Consider the following 19,411-nt stretch of genomic DNA (forward strand, 5'->3'; position numbering starts at 1 on the left):
TTTATCATCTCACGCCGAGAAGACCCTCACTTCCACGCGTGAGCGTAGGTGGATGAGCGTTCAAGCATGAATCACTAAATCGCGGTCACGGATCGTCATCAGTTCTTTTTTGTCATATCGTCCTTCATGCAACAGACGGACCGCCTGCTTGCGGATCGCTTTTTCGATTAAGTTGCGCACATAGCGGCCGTTGCTGAACTTGAGGCGGCCGGTCGCTTCCAGCGTCCCTTCGAGATGAATGTACAGTTTCCGCTCCGCTTCCGGCGTCATTTCATACTCGCGCTCGCGCAACATTTGCTTGGCGATTTGCACGAGCTCCTCGACCGTATAATCGGGAAATTCGATCGTGAGAGGAAATCGCGACGGCAAGCCGGGATTCAGCGACAAAAAATAGTCCATTTCTTTCGGATAGCCGGCCAAAATCACAACCAAGTCGTCGCAATAGTCTTCCATCCCTTTGACGAGCGTATCGACTGCTTCTTTGCCGAAGTCTTTTTCCCCGCCGCGGGCGAGCGAATACGCTTCATCGATGAACAAAATTCCGCCGCGCGCTTTTTTGATCAAATCGCGCGTTTTGCTCGCCGTATGCCCGATGTACTCTCCGACCAAATCGGCCCGTTCCGCCTCGATGAAATGCCCTTTGGACAGCACGTTCATCTCAAAAAACAGCTTGCCGAGCAAGCGCGCCACCGTCGTTTTGCCGGTGCCGGGATTGCCTTTGAAAATCATATGGAGCGCCTGGCGGTTGGCCTTTAAGCCGTTCTCCTTGCGCAGCCGGTTGATGTACAGCCAGGCGTAAATTTCCTTGATGATTTTTTTGACATGATCAAGGCCGATCAGTTGATCAAGCTCCTTTTGAATATTGCGGAGCGCCTGATGCTCTTCGCCATCGAGCCAGTCGTTTCTCTCTTCTTTCACTAAATGGTTTACCGTTTTGGAGTTCAACACGATGTTGATTTGCCCTTTCGCCTTGTTCATCGTCAATTCTGACAAGGGGCGTCACCTCGCTTCCCGTTTTCTGCCATCCGCACCCGTTCCGACTTGGCTTTTGACGCCTTGCCTTTTCGTTACTAGTATACGTACGCCGCCGCCGATCCGTGACAATCGCCCAAACAAACAGCAGGTCGGCTATAGCGGAAAAAAGTTTGTATATGTTTATTCATCAAAACGGCGGTTTACGCATCGGAAATGAAAAAGCGGCGCCCACGCTTCAGGAGAAGGGGAATGCGGCAACGCCCGCTCCATCAACAAGAAAAAGACGCCCTCCGTAAAGGAAGACGCCTTTTTCTGACAGCTTATGTACCATCAGCTTTGCTGTTCGGTTTCAAAATGGATGTTCCGCTCCGGCGCAAACGTCGAAATGGCGTGCTTGTAAATGAGCTGTTGTTTTCCTTGCACTTCCAAAAGTACGGTGAAGTTGTCAAACCCTTTAATGTACCCGCGCAGTTGGAAGCCGTTCAATAAGAAGACGGTCACTTGAATGCCCTCTTTGCGCAGCTGGTTTAAAAACTGGTCTTGAATATTGATCGCATTTTTCATCAAACGTCCTCCTCTTTTCTCTCTAAGGATATAATTATATATTCGCTTCAAGTTGAAGCTTTCCTGCTACATAGCGAGAAATTTCCTCCACCTTGGCGGCAAACTGCCCGGCGTCGGTCATGTCAAACCATTTCACCGGCATTTGATTGCGAAACCAGGTGAGCTGTCGTTTCGCATAGCGGCGCGAATTTTGTTTCAGCTGCTCGATCGCTTCATCAAGGGAAACGCGGCCGTCAAAATAGTCGTACAGCTCCTTGTAGCCGATGGCTTGCACCGCCTGGCAGTCGCGCAGGCCTCGGTCATAAAGCGCCCTCGCCTCCTTGATCAACCCTGCGGCGATCATCTCATCGACCCGCTCGTTGATGCGGCGGTAAAGTACCTCCCGCTCCGCCGTCAAGCCAACGATGGCCGCCTCATACAAAAGCCGCTTTGGCTGCCCTTGCTGCCACTCGCTGAACGGCTTTCCAGTGCAATGATACACTTCTAAGGCGCGGATGACGCGGCGGATGTTGTGCGGATGAATGCGGGCCGCACTGATTGGATCAACCGCCTCAAGCCGCCGGTGAAGCGCTTCGGCTCCTTGCTCGGCCGCCAGCTGTTTGAGCGCCCGGCGGTACGCTTCGTCGGAAGGGGCGGCGGAAAATTGGTAATCGTAAAGGGCGGCCTGAATGTACAGCCCGGTGCCGCCGACGATGATCGGCAACCGGCCGCGCGCTGAAATCTCGGTGATGAGCGCACGGCAAAGCCGCTGAAATTCGACGACGGAAAACGGTTCGCACGGCTCTTTGATGTCCAGCAAATGATGCGGGATTCCTTCCGTCTCAGCGGGCTTCACTTTCGCCGTGCCAATGTCCATCCCTTTATAAATTTGCATCGAATCGCCGCTGATGACCTCTCCGCCCAGCTTTTTCGCCAACGCGATGCCGAGCTTCGTTTTGCCGACCGCCGTCGGCCCGACGATGACGGCGACTTTTTCAGCCATAGCGCGTCACTGCTTTCTGTTGTTGAACTTGTGTCAACCATCATTATACATAAAAACAGCTGTGCATGGAACCATTTCTTTCATACACGTTTTCGCCATCCGCAAATCGTTTTATACATGGCCACACGAAAAATCGCCTTTCTTCCCTTTCGCCATAACCATATGAAAAAAATGAACGCCATAAAAGGCGCTCATCATAATGAAAACTTGTTGACAATCGCCTGCAAATCGTCGGCCATTTTCGAGAGCGACGCGGCCGAAGCTGAAATTTCCTCCATCGAGGCCAGCTGTTCCTCAGTCGCCGCCGACACCTCCTGCGCACCGGCCGATGTCGACTCGGCCACATCGGCGACAAGCCGGACGGAGCGCACCATTTGCTCTGAAGAAGAGACCATGTCGCTGACCGCGGTGGATACGTCGCGGATTTGCCCCGCAACTTCGTCCACGGCGGAACGGATGCGGGCGAACGTTTCACCCGAGGCGCGAATGACGTTCGTTCCGGCCGTCACTTCGTTGACGACCGACTCCATCGATTGGACGGCATGAACCGTTTCTTCTTGGATGGCGGCGATCAATTCCGCGATTTGCTGGGCCGATTGGGCCGATTGTTCGGCGAGCTTCCGCACCTCATCGGCGACGACGGCAAAACCGCGCCCGTGCTCGCCGGCGCGCGCCGCCTCAATGGCGGCGTTTAAGGCGAGCAAGTTCGTCTGCGCTGCGATGCTGCGGATTGCTTCGATGATCGAGCCGATTTGCTCGGAACGGTGGCCAAGCCCTTTAATGAGGTCAGCCAGCCGCTCGACCGTATCGTTCACTTTGTTCATTTGCGCGACGCCCGCCTCGATCGTTTGCCCGCCCTCAGCCGCTTGCCTTGACGCCTCAGCAGCGATGGCGGACACGCTTTGCGCCCGTCCGGAAATTTGCTCGATTCTCTCAGACATCGAATCGACGGCGGCGGACGTTTCTTCCACGCTTTGCATTTGCTTGTCCATGCCGGAAGCAACACTCTGTATCGTCATGGCGATTTGCTCGGTCGCCTTGCTCGTCTGTTCGGCGCTCGCTGCCAGCTCCTCCGACGAAGCGGCGACTTGCTCGGCATTTTGCGCCACTTCCTGGAGCACTTCGCGCAAGTTTTTTGCCATTTGTTCAAACGAAGCGGCCAGCTCGCCGATTTCGTCGCGGTTGCGAACCGAGAGCCGCCCGTCCGTCAAATCGCCGGCGGCGATCCGCTTTGCCGCTTCCGACAGCGCCAATAGCGGGCGGGAAAGCGAACGGCTGATGAAGTAGCTGACTGCCGCTCCAGCCGCCGCCGTCAACAAGCCGACGATGATGATCAGCCGCTGGACCGCTGCCGCCGATGCGCTCGCATCGTCATTCGCCTCCTTCATTTCCCGCTGCTGGAGAGCGACCAATTGATTCACCTTTTCATCAAATTGAGTCGTTAAGTCGCGCCCAGTTGTGGTCACAAGGGCGATGTACTGCTCTGGTTTGTTTTGCGCTTTTAAGTTGAACGTTTTTTGCCCAAGTTCGTAAAACTGCTGTTCCAGCAAATCGAGCTCGGCAAGCAGCTGTTTCGTTTCTTCCCGGGCCAGCTCCGCCGCAAGCGTTTTGCTTATTTTCTTGTACTCCTCATGCGCTTTTTCAAAGTTTTCCCTTGACTTCTCATCGCCGGTCAACAAATAGCCGCGCATGCTGCCGACCTCGCGGCGGATCAATACTTCAAGTTCTTTGGCATTGACAAGCTTCGTCACCCGTTTATCGATCACATCGGTGTACATACGATCAAGAGTCGAAATCTCGTAATAAGAAAACCCGACTAGCAGCGCGATCAACACGTAGACGAGGCCGAAGCCAGCCAACAGTTTTTTGCGCACGGTCATTTTCATGTTCATTGGCAAGTCCTCCGTCTGTGAATCAGTATGTTGTTCCATCTACATTATCGGATGATAACAGCCAATGTTTAGTATTTTTTTGGCTCTTTCGCCATCTTGATGAAAAGGCCTGCTTCATTGGGAACATCAACTGGATTTTCTCAATGAGCCTCCTCTTTCACCGTAAACTCGTAAGAAGCGCAAACAGGCCGCACCCATGCTGCTTTCCCGCCTTACGCCGTCCCTTCCGGCTGCCACGTGTTCCGGCCGGCTTCGGCTTCATCATGAATGAAAAGCGAGGTGACAAGCGCCGCGATGCTGCCAATGAGGCCGAACAAAAACAAATGATGAATGCCGGCCATAAACGTCGGCGCCTTCGTCAAAAACGCTCCCATGACGGTCACGCCGATCGCCGTGCCGATATTGCGGCAAAACATAAAAAAGGACGTCGCAATTCCTTTTTCATGAGCGTCGGCAAGCTGCTGCGAGCCGATGACGCCGACGGTCGACGTCAACCCGAACGACAGCCCTTGAACAAACATGATGAGGAAAACGTACCAAAACCCATGGCTCTCGTTAAGCAGTGCAAGAAGCAAACCGGACGCAACGAGCAGCACATTGCCGATGATGAGAAGCGGACGGTAGCCATAGCGCAAAATCCATTTCCCCGCCGGCACGGCGGCAATCATCCAGCCAATGGACGAGCCAAGCAAGGCGACGCCGCTTATAAATACGGACAAGTGGGCGACGTTTTGCAAAAAGAGCGGGATGTAGCTTGACGTCCCAAACAGCGCAACGCAGCTGACAAAGCCGTTAATGTTCATCCATTTGAGCGTCCGGTGCTGGACAAGCGACAGCGGCACGAGCGGAGACGGCTGCCGTTTTTCGAAAAAGTAAAACGCAACAAGCAAGAGCGCGCCGGCCGCCCCGTACCACCATCGCCCCCGCGCAACGACGGTAACAAGCAAAAGCAAACTGACCGCCGCCGCAAACAACGCAGCCCCCATGTAATCGACCGCCGCCCGCTTCGGTTCATATACCTCTTTATATGGGAGCAGCGTCAAAAGCGAGAGCAAGCAAATCGGAATATTGACATAAAAAATCCAGCGCCATGTCGCGTATTCGACAAACAGCGAACCTAAAAGCGGCGCCAAGACGGCGGAAATGCCCCACATGGCGGTAAAAAACGCCTGGATCTTTCCGCGCTTTTCCACCGGAAACAAATCGCCGGCGATAATGGCCGGAAACGGCATCATAAACCCAGCTCCGACCCCTTGTACGGCGCGGAACAAAACGAGTTGCACCATATTTTGCGACAAACCGCAAAGAAGCGAGCCGATCAAAAATAAAATGATGCCAAAGCTGAATACGTTTTTGCGGCCAAACAGGTCGGACAGACGGCCGGCAATCGGCGACAGGACGGTCGTTGTAATCATGTATGACGCAAACGCCCAGGCGTACAAAGAAAAACCTCCAAGTTCTTTGGCGATGATCGGCATCGTCGTGTTCATGATCGTCGTATCCATCGAGGCGACAAGCATAGCGAGCACGATGCTCACCATCACGGACAGGCGGCTGTTCATACCAATGCACTCCTTTTTGATCACCTATGAATATCTTATTTTACATGATGAATCATCATGGCACCAAATGATACGCGCCAGAAAGTCGGACTATTTGTGTTTGTTGCTGTTTTTTGTCACCTTAAAAACAGAAAGCCTCAAAACCGCCAACCCGTTTTCCGAGGCATCATCCTGCTTCTTTTTTGGATTCGGCTTTCACTCGCACGAACAACAAAAAAGCTGTTCACCGAAGCGCCTAAGGCTTCGCGCGAACAGCTGCGTTCATCGTCTTTCATTTAGTTGATGACTCGAACCGCTTTTACATACCGCGTTTTCCAATAGGACGACGTCAGCGATGAATACGCAACGCCCAACGAAACGGTCGCGTTGATCATTTGCCCGTTGCCAGCGTAAATGCCGACATGGTTGATCGACCCGTTTGAATCGGTGTCAAAAAAGACGAGGTCGCCTTTTTGCAACTGGCCAAACGACACCGTTCTTCCCGCTTGCGCCTGAGCGGTGGATGTGCGCGGCAACGAAATGCCGGCTTCGCCAAAAACGCGCATCGTAAACGATGAGCAGTCAAACACATCGGTGCGCGATGGGCTTGCTCCGTACAAATAGCGCGCTCCCAAATATTTTTCTGCAATATCGATGATTCGGTCGGCAAACGATGCGGACGACTCGGCAACAGCCGAGTTGGCGGCCGATACTTGCTGCTTGGCCTCCCGGACATCAGCCGTTCCGCCCGCCACTTTAATGGCTTGGCCAATGCGGATGGTGTTCGGGTTTGTAATTTGCGGATTCAGCGCCAATAGACGGTCGACCGTCGTTTGAAACTTGTTCGCAATTCCCAACATCGTATCCCCCGCCTGCACGATGTACCGGCCGCTTGTCGGCACGGCTGCCGGCTGCACATTGTATGTATTGGAACGTTCTTGTCCCCCTGCTACTTGAAGCTTCTGCCCAGCGCGAATGAAGTCTGGGTTCGTAATGCTTGGATTGAGCTTGAGCAGCGCATCCACAGTCGTGCCAAACTTGCGGGCGATTCCGCTTAACGTATCACCAGGCTCGACCGTATATGCATTCGAAGAAGTTTCGTTCGATTCATTTGGCTCATTGACGCGCAATACTTGTCCGGGAAAAATCAAATCCGAAGACAAATCGTTTTCTTGCTTTAACGCTGCGACCGTCGTGCCGGATTGCCGTGCAATCTTCCAAAGCGTATCGCCTTTTTGCACCGTATAGCTCGCCGCCGATGCCGCGTGGCCGGCCAACAAGGAACCGATCAACGTGCTTGTCAATACCACTGTTTTTTTCATGCTGCATCCCCCTATGACGTCGATGTATCTATCTTTGTGTATCCATGTTTATACAAAATTCGCTATCACTCTACAAAATTCACCATGTATGCCTGCACATGAGCCATTATAGTAAAATCAAAGCAATCCGTCTGTAACAGAAAGAATAAAAGTAGATTACAAAACGATTACAAAAAGCACCCCCTTTGTCGCGCAAAAGGGGGCGCAGGCTACATCACCCGTTTAAATAGTTTTTCAATTTCATATGTCGAAAAATGGACGATGATCGGCCGGCCGTGCGGACAAGTAAATGGGTCCGTCGTCTGCCGCAGCGCCTCAAGCAAAGCGAACAGTTCATCCTGGCGCAAATGTTGGTTTGCTTTAATGGCGCGCTTGCAGCTCATTAAGATGGCCGCTTGTTCGCGCAATTGATTGATGTCGACCGTTTTTGCCGCCAACACTTGTTCGATCATTTCCTCGATGATTTCCTTTTCTCTCCCTTTCGGAAACCACGTCGGATGGGAGCGAACGAGAAACGCCCGCGGCCCAAACGGCTCAAGAAACACGCCGCAGCGCGCCAGCTCATCGCGGGAGGCGGCGATCCGCTCGTACTCGTCGGCTGGATATTCAAACATCAACGGAACGAGCAGCTCCTGCACTTCCTTCGTGACTTCGCCGAGTTTTTCTCGGAAATATTCATAGTTGATCCGCTCTTGAGCCGCATGCTGATCGATCATATACAACCCATGTTCGTTCTCCGCCAAAATGTACGTCCCATGCAATTGTCCGATCGGATAAAGCGGCGGCAGGCGATCGGCCGCCGCTTTATCCGCCTCTTGCCCATCTGTCGTCAAGCGGAGGGCGCGCCGTTCTTCTCCCACCTCTTCTTCCTGCTTTCGCTCGAAAGCGGCCCCATGTTCATCCGGTATTCCCCATTCATCCGTCTGCACAGCCGCGGATGGCTGCTCAGCCGGTGCGTCAACGGTTAGCGGCGCAAGAGGGGCGGTCGCATCTTCCCCGCCGCCGATGCCGCTCGATAAGACAGACGGCTCGCGGACGCGATGAGTGAACGTCCAAGCCGCCTGCTCCACCTTTGGTTTTGCCATCTTGCTGTCGGCAGATACGGACGGAATGAGCGTCCGCTCGCGAAATGCCTGGCGGATCGCGTCCGTCACGAGCTCATTCAGCTCTGCTTCCTTGCTAAAGCGGACTTCGAGCTTTGCCGGATGGACGTTGACATCGACAAGCACCGGATCCATTTCAATGGATAAAAACACAATCGGATAGCGGCCGATCGGCAAGAGCGTATAGTAGCCGGCTTCAATCGCTTTCACAAGCGGCACGCTGCGCACATAGCGGCCGTTGACAACAAGCGAGATGTAGTTGCGCGAGGCGCGCGTCACGTCCGGCGGCGAAATGTAGCCGCGAACGGTAAAATCGAGCGATTCCGCTTCGATGGGGATCATTTGTCTCGCCGTCTCGGCGCCGTAAATAGCGGCGAGCACGTGCCGGACATCGCCGCTGCCATTGGTGGCAAGCAATGTTTTGCCCTGGTGGCGGAGGCGAAATGATACGTCCGGATGGGCGAGCGCTAGCCGGTTGACGACGTCGGCCGCATGGCCGAGCTCGGTGTGGATCGTTTTCATATATTTCAAGCGCGCTGGGGTGTTGAAAAACAAGTTCGATACGGTAATATCCGTCCCTTTGCGCCCTGCCGCCCGCTCGCGGGAGACGAGTGCGCCGCCTCGAAGCACAAGCTTCGTTCCCGGTCCGCTGCCCGTGCCGGTCGTCAGCTCGACTTCGGATACAGAAGCGATGCTCGGCAGCGCCTCACCGCGGAACCCGAGCGTGCGGATGCGGAACAAATCGTGCTCGTCATGAATTTTGCTTGTCGCATGGCGTTCAAAAGCGAGCAAGCAGTCGTCTTCCTCCATGCCGTCGCCGTTGTCGATGACGCGGATTTTCGCCATTCCCGCTTCTTCAAGCTCGATGTTGATGACCGTACTACGGGCATCAATGGCATTTTCCACCAACTCCTTGACGACCGAAGCCGGCCGCTCGACGACCTCGCCGGCGGCGATTTTGTTTGCCAGCAGATCATCGAGCTTGCGGATGCGTCCCATCGGGCCTCCCTCCTTTACTTGAGGAGCTTTTGCAGTTCATACAGTTTGTTGAGCGCCTCAAGCGGCGTCATCTCGAGCAAATTGATCTCTTTCAGCGCCGCGAGCGCCTTTTTCTCTTTGCTTGAAAGAGGCGGCTCCACAGGCGCCGGGGCAAGGTCAGGAAACATGCTCAGCTGCTCAAACGCCGCTTCCGCCAAAACGCCATCCCGCGCCGCGCCGGCTGACGGACGGGAGGCCTTCTCGCGCTCAACCGCGCGGCCAACGTCTAACGCTTCGTTCCCCTGAAAAGCCAAACCCGCTTCCACCAAAGCGCCATCGTCCATCCTGCCTGCGGCGGCTTCCTGTTTTCCCGCCGCTTTCTCCAATTCCGCTAAAATGGCCCGCGCGCGTTCAATGAGCGAAGCCGGCAGCCCGGCCAGCTCAGCGACGTGAATGCCGTAGCTCTTGTCAGCCGGCCCGTCGGCGATTTGATGCAAAAAGACGACTTTGCCATTTTCCTCGATGGCGCGGGCATGGACGTTCGAAAGCCGCGGGAGCGAATGCTCCAAGGCGGTGAGTTCATGGTAGTGGGTGCTAAATAGTGTTTTCGCGCCGATATGGTCGTGAATGTACTCAATAATCGCCTGGGCGAGCGCCATGCCGTCGTACGTCGATGTGCCGCGCCCGATTTCATCAAACAAAATGAGGCTGTTTTGCGTCGCATGAGCGATGGCGCGGCGCGCCTCCAACATTTCGACCATAAACGTGCTTTGTCCTGCCGACAGGTCGTCAGCAGCGCCGATGCGGGTGAACACTTGGTCAAAAATAGGCAGCACCGCCCGCTCGGCGGGAACGAAACAGCCGATTTGCGCCATGACGGCGGTGAGCGCCACTTGCCGCATGTACGTGCTTTTTCCAGCCATGTTCGGTCCAGTGATGAGCAGCATTTCCCGCTCGCGGTTCATGCAACAGTCATTCGGCACGTACATTTGCGCGCCGAGCACTTTTTCGACAACCGGGTGGCGGCCGCCTTGAATCACCAAGACGCGCTCCGTGGAAAACTGCGGACGCACATAGCGATACTCGTCGCTGATCGTTGCGAATGATTGAAGCACATCAAGCTCGGCAATGGCTTTCGCCAACGTCTGCAGGCGCGGAATGTATTGCTTCACTTGCTCGCGAATGGCGACAAACAGTTCATATTCGAGTTCAATGCTTTTTTCTTCCGCCTCCAAAATGAGCGCCTCTTTTTCCTTCAACTCCGGGGTGATAAAGCGCTCGGCGTTGGCGAGCGTCTGCTTCCGCTCGTAACGTCCTTCCGGAACAAGGGGGAGATTGGGCTTTGTCACTTCAATATAGTAGCCAAACACTCGGTTGTAGCCGACTTTGAGCGATTTGATGCCGGTCGCTTCCCGCTCTTTCGCCTCAAGTTCAGCGATCCACGCTTTGCCGTTGCGGCTCGCGTCGCGGTAGCGGTCGAGCTGCTTGTCATACCCGTCTTTGATGAGGTTCCCTTCTTTGACGGAAAGCGGCGGCTGTTCTTGAATCGAGCGCTCGAGCAAATCGACGAGCTCTTCGCACGGGTCAAGGCGCTCGCACAGCTTGTCCGCTTCAGCGAGCGGCAGCGCGCCAACAGTCTGGCGGAGCGCCGGCACTTGAAGAAGCGACTTTTTCAGCTGCACGAGATCACGGGCGTTGGCGTTGCCGTAGGAGACGCGGCCGACAAGGCGCTCAATGTCGTAAACGCCACGCAGCCTGTCGCGCAGCTCCTGCCGTTCAAAATAGCTCGTTTTCAACGTTTCCACAAAATCGAGGCGCCGTTCGATTTCGCGCCGATCAATGAGCGGCCGGTCCAGCCATTGTTTTAAGAGCCGCCCGCCCATCGCTGTCACCGTTTCATCCAAAAGCCATAACAACGAACCTTTCCTTCCTTTTGACCGCACCGTTTCGACCAATTCCAAATGCAGCTTGGAATGTCGGTCCATTTTCATATAGTGGTCAACTTGATACAACTCAGCCGGCTGCAAATGATCGAGCCGCCGCTTTTGCGTGCGGACAAGGTAATGAAGCAAGCGGGCGGCGGCCGTCCGAAGCTTTTCTTGCGCCACATGGCCGATGACGCCGTTCCATTCGTCGCATAGCGATGTGTCGTCCTCATAAGAGACCGCCGCCTCGTACCGCTCTTTCAGCTCGCGCACCCACTCTTCGCTGCTGTCTGTGGCAACGATGATCTCCCGCGCTCCAACGGCGTGCAGCTCGTTCGCCGCTTCCTCCCACGAAGAAAGAAGCGTCAACCGGACCTCGCCGGTCGACAAATCGGCGTAAGCCAATCCGTATGTACCATCAGCAAACGGCGTGAGCGCCGCCAAGTAGTGGTTTTCCTTCTCGGTGAGCCCTTTGCCTTCCATGAGCGTCCCCGGCGTGATGAGCTGCACAACTTCGCGGCGAACGACGCCTTTGGCCGTTTTCGGGTCTTCGACTTGTTCGCAAATGGCGACTTTATATCCCTTTTCGATCAACTGTTCAATATATCCTTGCGCCGAATGGTACGGCACCCCGCACATCGGCACCCGTTCATCGCCGCCGCCATCGCGGCTTGTGAGCGTAATTTCCAGCTCTTGCGCCGCCTTGATGGCGTCGTCAAAAAACAATTCGTAAAAATCGCCAAGCCGGAAAAATAAAAACGCGTCCGGATATTGCGCTTTAATGTGCAAATATTGCTGGATCATCGGTGTGTACGATGGCATCGCTTCTCCCCAACCTTTTCGGCCCGAAGGCTCGTTGATTGCGCTACTATTATAACAAGCGGCAAAAGAAAAAACTAGGAAAGAAATTTCCTAGTTTCAGACTGTTGACAAAATGGTTATAAGACAGTTGTCTTATAACCATTTTGTTCCATTTTTAAGGTTGTTTTTCTTGATGAACGAACCAAAATAGATGCATACTCGAATACATACAGAAAGGAGAGGCCCTTTCTCCACAAGTAGTTCGCCAATTTCTTTAAATTCATGGCAGCACAAACAAGCATCGCCTGCATCTGGTTTCTTTCCAATCCTCGGTAATTCGTCCAGCGCAGACCATGCTTCTCTTTTAAATCTGCAAAATTCCGTTCAATCGTCTGTTTCCTTAATTCATACAACTCGCGATGTTCTGGTACATATCGTAAATGTTCGGCTTCTTCGTAATACTCTTGCCAAACATGGCGTGTCACGACTTTCGTATGATTTTTGCTTGCTGTACACTTTTGAAGGGATGGACATCCCTGACAGATGGATGGATCTGATTTATACTCCCGATAGCCTTCCCGATTCGTTGTTGAATAAGATAACACTTGGTGATTGGGACAAAGGTAACAGTCAAAATGTTCGTCATATGCAAATTCAGATTTTCGGAAGAACCCATCTTTCGTCTTTGGACGAGTATATGGCCAAATCGGATGGATCTCTTGTTCTAATAGGTATTTCGCAATCGCTGGCGTTTTATATCCGGCATCGATGCACACATCTGTTGGGCATCCTTTGATTTCTTGCTTCACTCGCTCAAACAGTTCAAAAAACGCTTGGCTATCATGAACATTGGCGGCAGTGACATACGTGTGTAATATCCAACCATGTCGGTCACAAGCGGTGTGATAAGAGTAAGCAAATACCCGTTCACGTTCATTTTTCACAAACATCCCACTGTCTGGATCTGTTTTACTGACTTTGATTTCTCGTTTTTTTTTATCATTTTCTGGCGGTAGTGGGGATTTCCCATGAGCGATGCGATCTCGCTCAATTTCTTTTTCTAATTCATCTTGATAAGCTTTCGCTTCCACTTCTGCCATTTCTGTTGTGAATTTTCTTTTGTTCGCACTCGCCTTCACATGAGTAGAATCGACAAATACGACACTTGGATCCACAAGCCCGTGTTGAAAGGCTTCTTCCAAGATTCTTGAAAAAATCTTTTGAAAAACATCGGTTCCCGCAAAACGTCGCGTGTAGTTTTTACTTGGTGTCGAATGATGGGGCACAGGATCATGCAGACTCAATCCCAAAAACCAACGATAAGCCACATTTGTTCGAATCTGTTCTACGGTTTCACGCATCGAACGAATCCCAAAGATGTAACGAATCAAATACATTTTGAACAGCACAACGGGATCAAGACTTGGTCGTCCATGGTTAGGAGAATACAAATCCTTGACCATATCGTAGATAAAGGAGAAGTCAATGGCTTTTTCTAGTTTACGAACAAGGTGGTCTTCAGGAACAAGATCATCAATTTTTACCGTTGTTTCGATATGTCTCCGATCTTCTTGGTAACGTTGAAGCATCTTATTCCACTCCTTCAAGATACCCTTATACCTATATATTAAAACAGCTTGTCGACTTTGTCGACAAGCTGAAACTAGGAAAGAAATTTCCTAGTTTTATTCTTCTTCGCCAAGCAGCAAATCTGGGCTTAAATCTTCTAATTCTTCATCAAGGTCATCCTCGTCGCAAAAATCGTCGTCCTTGCCGCAGCCTTCCGGATTGATGGCAACGCACACCTTCGTTTCGCCGATCACTTCGGCGACAAACTCCCGCTCAACATCAACAACGATTTTATTGCCGTTTGGCGAAATCGTGCACTCGAGGCAGTTCGGCTGCTGGATGACGCGGACGATCACATCGGTGTCGTCGCTAATCAAATTGTCTTTATCACGATATTTTAATTTGACGACGTCCGTATACGACACCGTTTCAGTGACGACTTCGGTTTTTGTATTGTGGTTGTACGAATACCAGACGTTGATGTCATAATGGCCGTGAATTTCGACCGTTTTATCGCATTTTTTCGCTTCATAGCGATGGTTGATGATCCAGCAGCCGAGAATGCTTGACGGGCGGTTCGGCGCCGTCACCGTATGGGTCGATTGTGTAAACTTGCGGCCTTTGCCGACAACGGCTTTCGTAATAATTTCTCTGTATTCAGACATCGAACGGAACCCTCCTCAAATGAATCTTCATTTCATCCTATGCGCCATCTCCGCTAATGTGCACAGCAAATGAATCATTATTCCGTATAGTTCATTGTATGCGCCTGCTCCGTTCGATGTGCCTTCTTTTTTGCCGCCAGGCAGCCGCCCGCGGTTCGGGGAAAGGGAGAGCGCGCCCATAAGAAAAAAAGCGCCTTTGTTCATAATGTCGGTCGGGCGTTTATAAGAGGGCGCCATAAGAAAAAAAGCGCCCCGAAGGACGCTTTTGCGCCGCATGCCATCAATGGCAGCCGCTGTGTTTGTTGTAGCGAAGCGCGGCGCCGGTTTCGCCGCGCAGCACGTCGCCGCCCGTCGAAGCGAGAATTTCATCAGTCACCGTATTCGAAATCGTCGAGGCGACGAGCTGAAGCAGGTCGTTCACATCGGATTGGGACTGCTGGAATTCACTGACGATCGGGATTTGCGACAACTCTTCGTAAATGGCGTCAATTTTGGCCTCAACCCGTTTCAGCGCTTCATGTTTTCCGTAATGCTGGAGGTTGACCGCTTGCTTTTGCAGCGATTTCAGCTCGTTGATCAACGTGCGCACTTTTTCGTTTTGGTGGATTTTTTCTTCCGCTCGTTTGAAAAAGTCGACTTCTTCCGTTTCGGCGATCATTTTCGCCAGCTGCTTCGCCTGGACTAAGATATCATCCCGCGTATATTTTGCCATATTCGTTCACCTCGATCGCTTCATTGACTAGCTCGCCCGTCAGCGTCCACGTTTTCGCCTGTGTAATGCGCACGTTGACCAATTGGCCAATGAGCGATTTTGGGCCGACGAAGTGGACGAGCTTGTTTTTGCGCGTATAGCCCGCCAATACATCCGGATTGGTCTTGCTTTCGCCTTCCACCAGCACTTCGACGACTTGCCCTTCGTATTGCTTCATTTTCTTGGCCGCGATTTCTTGAACAAGGGCGTTCAACCGCTTAAGCCGCTCTTTTTTCACTTCCGTCGGCACGTTGTCGGCCATTTTCGCCGCCGGCGTGCCTTCGCGCGGTGAATAGATGAACGTGTAGGCCGAGTCAAATTCGACTTCGCGGTAAAGCGACAGCGTTTCTTCAAACTGCTCGTCCGTTTCGTTCGGGAAGCCGACGATGATGTCGGTCGTCAAGGCGACATCTGGAATGGCCGTTTTGATTTTTCGAACGAGCTCCAAATATTCCTCGCGCGTATATTTGCGGCCCATCATTTTCAAAATTTCCGTGCTCCCTGATTGCACCGGCAAATGGATATGCTCAACCAAGTTGCCGCGTTTGGCGAGCACTTCGATCAGCCGGTCGTCAAAGTCGCGCGGATGGCTCGTTGTGAAGCGGATGCGCGCAATATCAATTTTGCGCAGCTCATCCATTAAATCGCCAAGTCCATACTGGATGTCGGTGAAATCTTTTCCGTAAGCGTTGACGTTTTGCCCAAGGAGCGTAATTTCTTTATAGCCTTGGGCGGCGAGCTGGCGCACTTCTTGGATGATGTCTTCTGGACGACGGCTTCGCTCCTTGCCGCGCGTGTACGGAACGATGCAATACGTGCAAAACTTGTCGCAGCCGTACATGATGTTGACCCACGCTTTAATCTTTCCTTTTCGCGCCTTCGGCAAGTTTTCGACGACGTCTCCTTCTTTCGACCATACTTCAACGACCATTTCTTTCGACATGTACGCCTCATGCAAAATGTATGGCAGACGATGGATGTTGTGCGTGCCGAAAATGAGGTCGACGTATTGGTATTGCTTTAAAATTTTATTGACGACCGATTCTTCTTGCGACATACAGCCGCACACGCCAAGCAATAAGTCCGGGTTCGTCGTTTTGAGCGGCTTTAAGTAGCCGAGCTCGCCAAACACTTTGTTTTCCGCGTTTTCACGGATCGCGCACGTGTTGAGCAAAATGACGTTTGCCTCCTCAGGGCGGTCGGTCGGCTCATAGCCGAGCGCCATGAAAATGCCGGCCATCACTTCCGTATCGTGCTCGTTCATTTGACAGCCGTACGTGCGGATGTAAAACTTCCGTCCGCGCCCCATGCCGCGAAACTCTTCAGGAATCGCAAAGTCTTTGACGTACTTGACTTCCTCTTTGCCGCGTTTCTTCGCCTCTTTTAAATTCGGCGGGAGAAACACGCTCGTGAAATATTTCTCATAGTCTTTCGTCGTTTTTTCTTTCAGCCGCTCCAAGGCGGATTTTCTGTCCGCTGGATGGCTTTCCGTTTTGATTTGTCCCGTTTGCTCCAAACGTTGTTTTTCGTTCATCCCAATCTCCATCTCCTTTCTGCCAACATCATGGATGGTTCTCGGCAAATTTCTTCCAACTACACACTACCATAGTATATCGTCAACTGCCAAGAAACACAATGGGAATTGTTCCGGAAGCCCGGAACACGCCATGATAGCAAAAAACACCCGATGAGGCAAGCCCCCGTCGGGTGTGGATTGTTTCCATATTTTACATAAACTCTGCCACGAGTTCGGCGAACTTTTCTTTGCTCATTTTCAGCTCCGCCTCGGCAAGCGGCGCCTCGCTGTAGCCCGGCACAAGCTCTTGGTACGACTTTTGTTCTTTGTTTTGGTAAATAATCCCGGTGACAAGTCCATCGTATTTCATGACCGTCTGCATCGCCTTCTCGCGGTCGGACGGGTCATACCCTTCAATGTCGCTTATCTTGACGAGCCGCTCTTTGAACCACTCGTACGTATTCACTTTGTTGTACGTGACGCACGGGCTGAAGACGTTGATGAGCGCAAAGCCTTTATGCTTGACGCCTTCTTCAATCAAGCTCGTCAATTCTTTTAAATCGCTTGAGAAGCCTTGCGCGACAAACGTCGCTCCGGCGCTCAAGGCGATTTCGAGCGGCGACAGCGCCGGCTCGATCGACCCGTGCGGCGTGCTTTTCGTTTGAAAGCCGGCAGCGCTGCGCGGCGATGTTTGTCCTTTCGTCAACCCGTAAATTTGGTTGTCCATGACAATGTATGTGATGTCGATGTTGCGGCGAATGGCATGAACCGTGTGCCCCATGCCGATCGCGAATCCGTCGCCATCCCCGCCGGCGGCGATCACCGTCAAATCGCGGTTCGCCATTTTCACTCCTTGCGCCAGCGGCAGAACACGGCCATGCGTGCCGTGGAAGCCGTAAGAGTGAATGTAGCCGGAGATGCGCCCCGAACAGCCGATCCCGGAAATGACCGCGAGTTCGTGCGGCTCCAACCCGAGATTGGCGGCCGCGCGCTGGATGGCGGCCTGCACGGAAAAGTCGCCGCAACCTGGGCACCAGTTCGGTTTCACATCATTGCGGAAATCTTTAAAGGTGGCCATTGTGCTAACAACTCCTTGCATTTAGTATAGACGTCGCCCGGCAAGAACGGATTGCCGTCGAATTTTAAGACGCTGGCGATTTTGTCGGCATGCCCAACATTCATTTTCAACAGGCTGGCCAGCTGCCCGGTGGCGTTTTGTTCGACGACGACGACTCGTTTCGCTTTCTCGACAAGCGGCCGCACGTCGTCAACCGGGAACGGATGAAGCAGACGGATGTGCGCATGGTTGACTTTGACCCCGTCTTGCTCGAGGCGCTCCATCGCTTCTTCAATGGCCCCGCGCGTCGATAAAAAGCCAACAAGGAGCAAATCCGGCTCTTCATGGCGGAGTTGTTTGTGCACCGGCATCGGGAAGTGGATGTGCTCGAGTTTGCGCATCCGTTTTTCCATTTGCGTCCGGCGGTTCGCCGCCGTCTCTGACGGGCGGCCTGTTTCTGCATGCTCGACCCCGGTGACATGGTGGATGCCGTATTTTGTCCCCGGCAGCACCCGCGGCGAAACGCCGTCCGGCGTGATTTCATACCGTTTGAAATTGTCTTTGTCCGGAAGCGGCGGCAGCTCGCCATTCATCAGCTTGCCGCGGCGGATCTCGATCCGATCGTAATCAAGCGGCTCGACCGTCTGCTTGCCGAGCGACAGCTGCAAGTCCGACAGAAAAATGACCGGGCATTGGTATTCCTCGGCTAAGTTGAACGCTTCCGCCATATCGTAAAATGCTTCTTCCACCGTGCTTGGCGCCATGACGATTTTCGGAATCTCCCCGTGCGTGCCGTAAATCATGGCGAGCAAGTCCGATTGTTCTTGCTTCGTCGGCAAGCCGGTGCTTGGGCCGCCCCGCTGCGTATCGACGACAACAAGCGGCGTTTCCGTCATCCCGGCCAGTCCAATCGCTTCGGCCATGAGCGACAGCCCCGGTCCGGCGGAAGCGGTGAACGCCCGCACGCCCGCATAGTTAGCCCCGATCGCCATCGTACAGGCGGCGATTTCATCTTCCGTCTGGATGACCGCGCCCCCAAAATCCGGCAGCTTTTTAATCAAATATTCCATAATTTCCGAAGCCGGGGTGATCGGATAGGCGGCCATAAAGCGCGCCCCGCCGGCAATGGCGCCCAAAGCGATGGCGTCGTTGCCGATCATGAACATCCGCCGCTTGCCGTCGGCTTTGGCCAGTTTCATCGTTTTCGCTTGGCTGCCGAGCTCATCTTTCATATATTGCGCTCCGGCGCGAATGGCTTCCATGTTTTTCTCAACGACTCGCACCCCTTTGCGCCCAAATGTGTCCACGACAACGCTTTCGAATACGGCGGCGTCCAAGTCGAGCACCGCGCTCGTCGCGCCGATGGCAACCATGTTTTTCATCAGCGGATTGCCAAGCTGTGTGGCGATATCGGTGAATGGAACGGCGTAAAGCGCCACTCCTTTCCCCTCCGGAATCACCGGATTGAATTTGGCGTCCGCGATGACGATGCCGCCGCTATGAAGTTCGTGAAAGTTGAAATCAATCGTCTCTTGGTCAAACGCCACCAAGATGTCCAAATCATCAGCGACCGCCCGCACCGGTTTTGTGCTGACGCGAATTTTGTTGTTCGTATGACCCCCTTTGATGCGTGAAGAAAAATGACGGTATCCATACAAGTAATATCCGAGGCGGTTCAGCGCTGTGGAGAAAATCTCGCCTGTGCTTTCAATTCCTTCCCCTTGTTGGCCGCCCACCTTCCATGACAGCTGTTCGATCATGCATTACACC

14 protein-coding genes are annotated in these 19,411 nt (G+C 53.1%); all 14 read right to left on the minus strand.

What is annotated here, in order from left to right:
• Nucleotides 1–60: 60 nt before the first annotated feature.
• Entirely contained in the window at nt 61–993 is a 933-nt protein-coding gene (spoVK, locus tag LG52_RS08815; protein ID WP_044731652.1) for a stage V sporulation protein K, read from the minus strand.
• A gap of 312 nt (nt 994–1,305) precedes the next feature.
• The gene (hfq, locus tag LG52_RS08820; protein WP_044731653.1) at nt 1,306–1,539 is read right to left on the minus strand and encodes an RNA chaperone Hfq; all 234 of its coding nucleotides are present in this window, start codon (nt 1,537–1,539) and stop codon (nt 1,306–1,308) included.
• A gap of 34 nt (nt 1,540–1,573) precedes the next feature.
• The gene (gene miaA, locus LG52_RS08825) at nt 1,574–2,521 is read right to left on the minus strand and encodes a tRNA (adenosine(37)-N6)-dimethylallyltransferase MiaA (protein WP_044731654.1); all 948 of its coding nucleotides are present in this window, start codon (nt 2,519–2,521) and stop codon (nt 1,574–1,576) included.
• Between the two features lie 194 nt (nt 2,522–2,715).
• Nucleotides 2,716–4,413 carry a methyl-accepting chemotaxis protein gene (locus LG52_RS08830; protein ID WP_044731655.1) on the minus strand — a complete coding sequence of 566 codons (1,698 nt, stop codon included), beginning with the start codon at nt 4,411–4,413 and terminating at the stop codon, nt 2,716–2,718.
• A gap of 212 nt (nt 4,414–4,625) precedes the next feature.
• On the minus strand, nt 4,626–5,975 hold the full coding sequence (locus LG52_RS08835) for an MDR family MFS transporter (protein WP_044731656.1): 1,350 nt from the start codon (nt 5,973–5,975) through the stop codon (nt 4,626–4,628).
• A gap of 275 nt (nt 5,976–6,250) precedes the next feature.
• The gene (locus tag LG52_RS08840) at nt 6,251–7,276 is read right to left on the minus strand and encodes a LysM peptidoglycan-binding domain-containing protein (RefSeq protein ID WP_044731657.1); all 1,026 of its coding nucleotides are present in this window, start codon (nt 7,274–7,276) and stop codon (nt 6,251–6,253) included.
• 209 nt (nt 7,277–7,485) lie between these two features.
• On the minus strand, nt 7,486–9,378 hold the full coding sequence (mutL, locus tag LG52_RS08845) for a DNA mismatch repair endonuclease MutL (protein WP_044731658.1): 1,893 nt from the start codon (nt 9,376–9,378) through the stop codon (nt 7,486–7,488).
• Nucleotides 9,379–9,392: 14 nt separating this feature from the next.
• Nucleotides 9,393–12,104 carry a DNA mismatch repair protein MutS gene (gene mutS / locus LG52_RS08850; protein WP_044731659.1) on the minus strand — a complete coding sequence of 904 codons (2,712 nt, stop codon included), beginning with the start codon at nt 12,102–12,104 and terminating at the stop codon, nt 9,393–9,395.
• Nucleotides 12,105–12,220: 116 nt separating this feature from the next.
• Nucleotides 12,221–13,672 carry an IS1182 family transposase gene (locus LG52_RS08855; RefSeq protein ID WP_231584414.1) on the minus strand — a complete coding sequence of 484 codons (1,452 nt, stop codon included), beginning with the start codon at nt 13,670–13,672 and terminating at the stop codon, nt 12,221–12,223.
• Between the two features lie 96 nt (nt 13,673–13,768).
• Nucleotides 13,769–14,317, minus strand: coding sequence for an outer spore coat protein CotE (locus LG52_RS08860; RefSeq protein ID WP_011230804.1), 549 nt, complete (start codon nt 14,315–14,317; stop codon nt 13,769–13,771).
• Between the two features lie 280 nt (nt 14,318–14,597).
• Complete coding sequence (locus tag LG52_RS08870) at nt 14,598–15,029, minus strand: RicAFT regulatory complex protein RicA family protein (RefSeq protein ID WP_044731661.1); 432 nt, start codon at nt 15,027–15,029, stop codon at nt 14,598–14,600.
• Nucleotides 15,007–16,602, minus strand: a complete 1,596-nt coding sequence (gene miaB / locus LG52_RS08875; protein ID WP_044733173.1) for a tRNA (N6-isopentenyl adenosine(37)-C2)-methylthiotransferase MiaB — start codon at nt 16,600–16,602, stop codon at nt 15,007–15,009. The genes LG52_RS08870 and miaB overlap by 23 nt, the downstream gene beginning before the upstream one ends.
• 193 nt (nt 16,603–16,795) lie before the next feature.
• Nucleotides 16,796–17,662, minus strand: a complete 867-nt coding sequence (locus LG52_RS08880; protein WP_044731662.1) for a 2-oxoacid:ferredoxin oxidoreductase subunit beta — start codon at nt 17,660–17,662, stop codon at nt 16,796–16,798.
• The gene (locus LG52_RS08885) at nt 17,629–19,401 is read right to left on the minus strand and encodes a 2-oxoacid:acceptor oxidoreductase subunit alpha (RefSeq protein ID WP_044731663.1); all 1,773 of its coding nucleotides are present in this window, start codon (nt 19,399–19,401) and stop codon (nt 17,629–17,631) included. Before LG52_RS08885 ends, LG52_RS08880 begins: the two co-directional genes overlap by 34 nt.
• Nucleotides 19,402–19,411 lie beyond the last annotated feature (10 nt).

It is taken from the genome of Geobacillus kaustophilus, from assembly GCF_000948285.1.
Classification (GTDB): Bacteria; Bacillota; Bacilli; order Bacillales; family Anoxybacillaceae; genus Geobacillus; species Geobacillus thermoleovorans_A.

Coding starts and splice junctions, on each gene's coding strand:
- hfq (WP_044731653.1), bottom strand. CDS start 1,539: ATGAAAAATGCGATCAATATTCAAGACCAGTTTTTAAACCAGCTGCGC.
- miaA (WP_044731654.1), bottom strand. CDS start 2,521: ATGGCTGAAAAAGTCGCCGTCATCGTCGGGCCGACGGCGGTCGGCAAA.
- LG52_RS08830 (WP_044731655.1), bottom strand. CDS start 4,413: ATGAACATGAAAATGACCGTGCGCAAAAAACTGTTGGCTGGCTTCGGC.
- LG52_RS08835 (WP_044731656.1), bottom strand. CDS start 5,975: ATGAACAGCCGCCTGTCCGTGATGGTGAGCATCGTGCTCGCTATGCTT.
- LG52_RS08840 (WP_044731657.1), bottom strand. CDS start 7,276: ATGAAAAAAACAGTGGTATTGACAAGCACGTTGATCGGTTCCTTGTTG.
- mutL (WP_044731658.1), bottom strand. CDS start 9,378: ATGGGACGCATCCGCAAGCTCGATGATCTGCTGGCAAACAAAATCGCC.
- mutS (WP_044731659.1), bottom strand. CDS start 12,104: ATGCCATCGTACACACCGATGATCCAGCAATATTTGCACATTAAAGCG.
- LG52_RS08855 (WP_231584414.1), bottom strand. CDS start 13,672: ATGCTTCAACGTTACCAAGAAGATCGGAGACATATCGAAACAACGGTA.
- LG52_RS08860 (WP_011230804.1), bottom strand. CDS start 14,317: ATGTCTGAATACAGAGAAATTATTACGAAAGCCGTTGTCGGCAAAGGC.
- LG52_RS08870 (WP_044731661.1), bottom strand. CDS start 15,029: ATGGCAAAATATACGCGGGATGATATCTTAGTCCAGGCGAAGCAGCTG.
- miaB (WP_044733173.1), bottom strand. CDS start 16,602: ATGAACGAAAAACAACGTTTGGAGCAAACGGGACAAATCAAAACGGAA.
- LG52_RS08880 (WP_044731662.1), bottom strand. CDS start 17,662: ATGGCCACCTTTAAAGATTTCCGCAATGATGTGAAACCGAACTGGTGC.
- LG52_RS08885 (WP_044731663.1), bottom strand. CDS start 19,401: ATGATCGAACAGCTGTCATGGAAGGTGGGCGGCCAACAAGGGGAAGGA.